Source organism: Streptomyces sp. NPDC054841 (assembly GCF_053611045.1).
In genome coordinates, this window is sequence record NZ_JBSGZO010000572.1 from 1 (window position 1) to 4,923 (window position 4,923).

A 4,923-nucleotide genomic window follows, 5' to 3' on the forward strand; every position below is an offset into this window, starting at 1 on the left:
CCCCACCATGGTGGGGAGAGCGGCCCGGGGAACGCCGTGAAAGGCGGTCAGTCGGTGGCGCAGGCGTTGCCGAAGGCCGGGTTCAGCAGGCCGACCACGTCGACGGTGTTGCCGCACAGGTTGACCGGCACGTGGACGGGAGCCTGGACGAGGTTGCCCGAGAGCACGCCCGGCGACTGCGCCGTCGCGCCCATCGCACCGCTGTCGGCGGTGGCGATTCCGGCGGTGCCCGCAACAGCGGCGGCAGCAAGGGTGGACAGGACGAAAGCCTTCGCGGTACGCGACATGGAGAAGCACTCCTTGGTCAAATGGTCAGTGGCCGTGCGTGACTGCCCGGTCCAAAAGTTCAACGGCAGCGTGGACTGCCAGGTTGTGCGGCCGATGGAGTGAATACCGGTCGCCCGATATGAATGCCGGCGTCCGGCGACGCCCCGCCGCCGGACGCCGTGCATGTCATTCGGAGACGCAGGCGTTGGCCGACGTCGGGTTCAGCAGGCCGATCACGCTGACGGTGTTGCCGCACAGGTTCGCCGGCACGTGGACCGGAACCTGGAGCACATTGCCCGAAGCGACACCGGGCGAGCCCTCGGCGACGCCGGACGCACCGCTGTCGGCGACAGCCATTCCCGCGCCGCCCATGACCAGGGCAGCGCCCGCGCCCGCAAAAACAACCGACTTGGCGATTCGCTTCATCATTACTTCCTTCCGGGTTACCGATGAGGCGCAACCATCAACGAGGACACACGAACTCCGGACACGGACGAGCACCAAAAGGATTAATCCGGCCCGGAACGGCCGTACGGCCGCCGAAAGAAAAGGAGCTAGAGTCACCTCTCACCCCCGACACGCAATGAGCACACGACGAAACCCGTTCACCGACCCGTTCATCTGAATACCCTTGGATATGAATCGGAATCCACGATCTGCGCAGCCTGCTGAGTTCCGGCGGTATCCGGATCGATTTCCGGTGCGTGCCGAACCGCAATTCCTTCCGGCTCGGCACGGTATCGAGCGCGGCCCGGACACGGCGCCTGCCGGGTCGTCCCTGCCGCACCCCGGCCCGGGCCGTCCGGCCGTGCTCCACGTCGTGCAGCCCGCCGACGGCGGGATCCCCCGAGTCGTCCGGGATCTGGTGACCGACCAGGTCCGCAGCGGCCTTCGGGCGGCCGTGGCCTGCCCCGACGGCGGTGTGCTCGCGGACGCCGCACGCGCGGTCGGCGCCGATGTCCACCGGTGGCGGGCCGGGCGGGCGGCCGGACCTCTGCTGCTCCACGAGGTACGGCAGCTCGCCGGGATCCTGGCGCGGGTACGCCCGCAGGTCGTGCACGCACACGGCGCCAAGGCGGGGCTGGCCGCCCGGCTCGCCGTGCGCGGCCGGACCCCCACCGTGTTCCAGCCCCACACCTGGTCCTTCGAGGCGGCCGACGGCATCACCGTCCGGCTCGCGCGCCGCTGGGAACGGTACGGCGCACGCTGGGCGGACCAGGTCGTCTGTGTCAGTGAGGCGGAACAGCGCACGGCCGCGCGGGCGGGTATCGACGCGCGCTGGGCCGTCATCCCCAACGGTGTGGACACCGAGCGGTTCCGGCCCGCCCCTGAGGACCGGCCGCGGGCCCTGCCGCCGCTGGTCGCCGACCTGCCCGAGTCCGCGCCGCTCGTGGTGTGCGTGGGGCGGCTGTGCCGGCAGAAGGGCCAGGACGTGCTGCTCAAGGCGTGGGAGTTCGTCCTGCGCAGACTGCCCAACGCCTGCCTCGCCCTGGTCGGCGACGGACCCGACGCGGCAACCCTGTGCGTGGACGCGCCCGCGTCCGTACGGTTCGCCGGCGCCGAGCGGGACGCGGCGCCCTGGTACCGGGCGGCCGACCTGGTCGTCGTCCCGTCCCGCTGGGAGGGCATGGCGCTGACGCCGCTGGAGGCCATGGCCTGCGCCCGGTCCGTCGTCGTCACCGATGTCGGCGGGGCCCGGGAAAGCCTGCCTCCGGGGCAGGCACTGTTCTGTCTGACGCCCCCTCAGGATCCCTACGCGCTGGCCACGGCCGTCGGAGATCTTCTGCTCAACACGCCGCTGCGCGCCGCGCTGGGCCGGCAGGGCCACCAGCACGTCCTGTCCGCCCATGACGTACGGCACACCGCGGGCGCGATCGCGGACGTGTACCGCGACGTTGCGGGAGTACGACCCGGGAGCGGGAAGCCGATCGGCCAGTAGTACGGGCCGGGCCGCGGAGCCGGTCCGGCCATCGGCACGCTCGGGGCCGGGCACGTCGTGCCCGGCCGCGCGGCCCGCGGGGCTGCGGCGGCTCCCAGCACCGCGGCGGTCCCGGTGTGCCGTGCGGCAACTGAGGAGCGGCCGCACAACGCACCCGGCCGGGAGAGTCCGATGAGGAGACTCTCCCGGCCGGGAATCAGGCGGGGATACGTGGTCGCTCAGCGCCGCGCGGCAGCCGTCCCACGCCGGTACAGCAGGGCGCCACCGGCGAGCAGAGCCACTGCGGCCGCGCCGGCGGCCATCGTGCCCGCGTCGCTGCCGGTCTGAGCCAGCTGACCGGAGGTGCTGGACGAGTCGGCGGGCTGGTCGACGGGGGTGTGCACGACGGGCACCACGGTCCCCGGCAGTTCCGGAACCTCCGGCACCTCAGGGGTGTTCGGGATGTTCGGGATGTTCGGAGTGGTCGGGGTGTCCGGCGTCGTCGGCGTGTCCGGCGTCGTCGGCGTGTCCGGCGTCGTCGGCGTGTCCGGCGTGTCCGGCGTGTCCGGCGTCGTCGGGGTATCCGGCGTCGTCGGCGTGTCCGGCGTGTCCGGCGTCGTCGGGGTATCCGGCGTCGTCGGCGGCTCCACCTCACCGGTGGCGCAGTTGTTGCCGAGAGCCGGGTTGAGCAGGCCGACCACGTCGACGGTGTTCCCGCAGACGTTGACCGGGACATTCACCGGGGCCTGGACCGCGTTGCCGGAGGCGACACCCGGTGAACCCACGGCCGAACCCACGGCGGTGGCACCTGACCCGCTTCCGGCCGATTCGCCCGCGCCGGCGGCACAGCTGTTGCCGAACGCCGGATTGAGCACCCCGATGACGTTCAGGGAATTGCCACACACATTGACCGGCACGTCCACGGGTGCCTGGAGGTTGTTTCCCGACAGTACGCCGGGGGAGCCCGCAGCCTCCGCTTCGGCCTGGGAGTCGGCACTGGCGTACACACTGCTCAGGGACAGAATACTTGTGGCCGCCGCGGCCGTCAGAATTCCCTTGCTGATGACCTGTCGCATCTCTTGTTCTTCCCGCTTTCGCTTCGCGAGCCGGTCCTGGGGGTGCCGGGCGGCACGCCCCAGGACCGGCGGAAAACGACCCTTCAAGGGCTTTATGCGAGGACTGACGGTCAGTCACTCACACAGACGTTGCCGAACGCAGGGTTCAGCAGGCCAATGATGGCGACGGAGTTGCCGCACGCATTGACCGGAACGTGCACGGGGACTTGGATTACGTTCCCCGACAGCACTCCCGGCGAACCGACTGCGACGCCGGTCGCCCCGGTGTCCGCGAAGGCGGGCGAGGCCATGCCCATGGCCATCACCAACCCCGCCAGCACCGTCGTGGTCTTCAACTTCATTTTGGATCCCTTCTGTTCGGTGGTCGTGTCAGCGTCAATGGCAATGCACCAGGCAATGCCGCTGACGCCCTGCCAACGACCCGCGCCCGCCGAAGAAACCCTTTGGACATTCAGACTCCGCGCATTCACTCGGATGCCCGGCGACCACTCCCAGGAATCGGGGTGGAAATTGAACTCAGCTGTTGCTCACGCCGTTGCTGGACAGCACCGGAATGTCGGACAGGATGTGCGACAGCGCCTCGTCGCCCTTGGCCTGGGTCGAGTTCTCCGAGCACTGCTGGTTCTGCGGGCTGGCGAGGACGTTGACGTCCTGGACGCCGACCGGCACGAGACCCACGAGGGAACTCGCGTTGGCCTTGGCGGGCAGGCCGATGCAGGGCTTGTTCAGCGAACCCTGGACGAGCGAAAGCTGCGGACTCATGGAGCCGTACGTGGCCGAGTTCCCGTACACCTGAGAGGCGCCGACGCCGCTGGCGGTCGTGGTGCCCGTGTCGTTGCCGATGGCCAGGGCCTGGGGCGCGGCGGCGGCCGAGGCACCGATTACGGAGGCCGTGATGGCCGCCGTGGCCATCACCTTCTTGATCATCACTTGCTTGCCTTTCTGCAGGAACACTCGAGCTCGTCTGCGCACCGACTCAAACTGAGCCGCAATCGTTTGGTTTCGGAACTTCACCCGAACAGCCCTCATCGCACCGCTGCCGGATCGAGGAAACCGGCTGGATCGGCAAAGAGAATTCCGAGCGGCCACAGCCACGTTCCGCACCGCCCTTTGGAGTGAAGCGGAAGAACCAACTCCGGAGGGCCCTAGTTGGTCAGGAGGCTCCGGGAACGGGCTCTCTCGGTCCTCTCTCACCCCTCAGAAAGGGATCATTCGTGATCAAGAAGGCTATGGCGGCTGCCGCCGTCACCGCGTCCATCGTCGGCGCCTCGGCCGCGGCGGCTCCGCAGGCCCTGGCCATCGGCAACGACACGGGCACCACGAGCGCCAGCGGTGTCGGCGCCTCTCAGATGTTCGGGAACTCGGCCACGTACGGCGCCATGAGCCCGCAGATGGCGCTCATCCAGGGTTCGCTGAACAAGCCCTGCATCGCCCTGCCCGCCAAGGCCAACGCCGGTTCGCTGATCGGTCTCGTGCCGGTCGGTGTCCAGGACGTCAACGTCCTCGCCAGCCCGCAGAACCAGCAGTGCTCGGAGAACTCGACCCAGGCCAAGGGCGACGAAGCGCTCTCGCACATCCTGGACGACATCCCGGTGCTCTCCGGCAACGGCACCAACAACGGCTGACCGTCCCCGTCCGCCCCGGGCCGGGCCGTCGCGGTAC

The 4,923-nt window shown here is 69.6% G+C and carries 7 protein-coding genes; 2 read left to right on the top strand and 5 right to left on the bottom strand.

Going from position 1 to position 4,923, the window contains the following annotated elements; all coding sequences use genetic code 11:
- Positions 1–47 precede the first annotated feature (47 nt).
- A complete protein-coding gene (locus ACWGI8_RS39450; RefSeq protein ID WP_453668262.1) occupies positions 48–287 on the bottom strand; it encodes a chaplin in 240 nt (79 codons plus the stop codon).
- A gap of 166 nt (positions 288–453) precedes the next feature.
- On the bottom strand, positions 454–693 hold the full coding sequence (locus ACWGI8_RS39455) for a chaplin (RefSeq protein ID WP_453668267.1): 240 nt from the start codon (positions 691–693) through the stop codon (positions 454–456).
- A gap of 313 nt (positions 694–1,006) precedes the next feature.
- Here ACWGI8_RS39455 and ACWGI8_RS39460 point away from each other — a divergent pair, with 313 nt between their 5' ends.
- Entirely contained in the window at positions 1,007–2,206 is a 1,200-nt protein-coding gene (locus ACWGI8_RS39460) for a glycosyltransferase (RefSeq protein ID WP_453668268.1), read from the top strand.
- Between the two features lie 218 nt (positions 2,207–2,424).
- Here ACWGI8_RS39460 and ACWGI8_RS39465 read toward each other — a convergent pair whose 3' ends face one another.
- The 3 genes from ACWGI8_RS39465 to ACWGI8_RS39475 form a co-directional block, all read right to left on the bottom strand.
- Entirely contained in the window at positions 2,425–3,261 is an 837-nt protein-coding gene (locus tag ACWGI8_RS39465) for a chaplin (protein ID WP_453668263.1), read from the bottom strand.
- A gap of 110 nt (positions 3,262–3,371) precedes the next feature.
- Positions 3,372–3,602 (bottom strand): chaplin, encoded by a 231-nt coding sequence (locus ACWGI8_RS39470; protein WP_453668264.1) that lies wholly within the window; start codon positions 3,600–3,602, stop codon positions 3,372–3,374.
- 175 nt (positions 3,603–3,777) lie between these two features.
- Positions 3,778–4,188 (bottom strand): rodlin, encoded by a 411-nt coding sequence (locus ACWGI8_RS39475; protein WP_453668265.1) that lies wholly within the window; start codon positions 4,186–4,188, stop codon positions 3,778–3,780.
- 287 nt (positions 4,189–4,475) lie between these two features.
- Between ACWGI8_RS39475 and ACWGI8_RS39480 the strand changes: the two genes are divergently transcribed.
- On the top strand, positions 4,476–4,886 hold the full coding sequence (locus ACWGI8_RS39480; RefSeq protein ID WP_453668266.1) for a rodlin: 411 nt from the start codon (positions 4,476–4,478) through the stop codon (positions 4,884–4,886).
- The last annotated feature ends 37 nt before the right edge of the window (positions 4,887–4,923 follow it).

Coding starts and splice junctions, on each gene's coding strand:
- ACWGI8_RS39455 (WP_453668267.1), bottom strand. CDS start 693: ATGAAGCGAATCGCCAAGTCGGTTGTTTTTGCGGGCGCGGGCGCTGCC.
- ACWGI8_RS39450 (WP_453668262.1), bottom strand. CDS start 287: ATGTCGCGTACCGCGAAGGCTTTCGTCCTGTCCACCCTTGCTGCCGCC.
- ACWGI8_RS39475 (WP_453668265.1), bottom strand. CDS start 4,188: ATGATCAAGAAGGTGATGGCCACGGCGGCCATCACGGCCTCCGTAATC.
- ACWGI8_RS39470 (WP_453668264.1), bottom strand. CDS start 3,602: ATGAAGTTGAAGACCACGACGGTGCTGGCGGGGTTGGTGATGGCCATG.
- ACWGI8_RS39465 (WP_453668263.1), bottom strand. CDS start 3,261: ATGCGACAGGTCATCAGCAAGGGAATTCTGACGGCCGCGGCGGCCACA.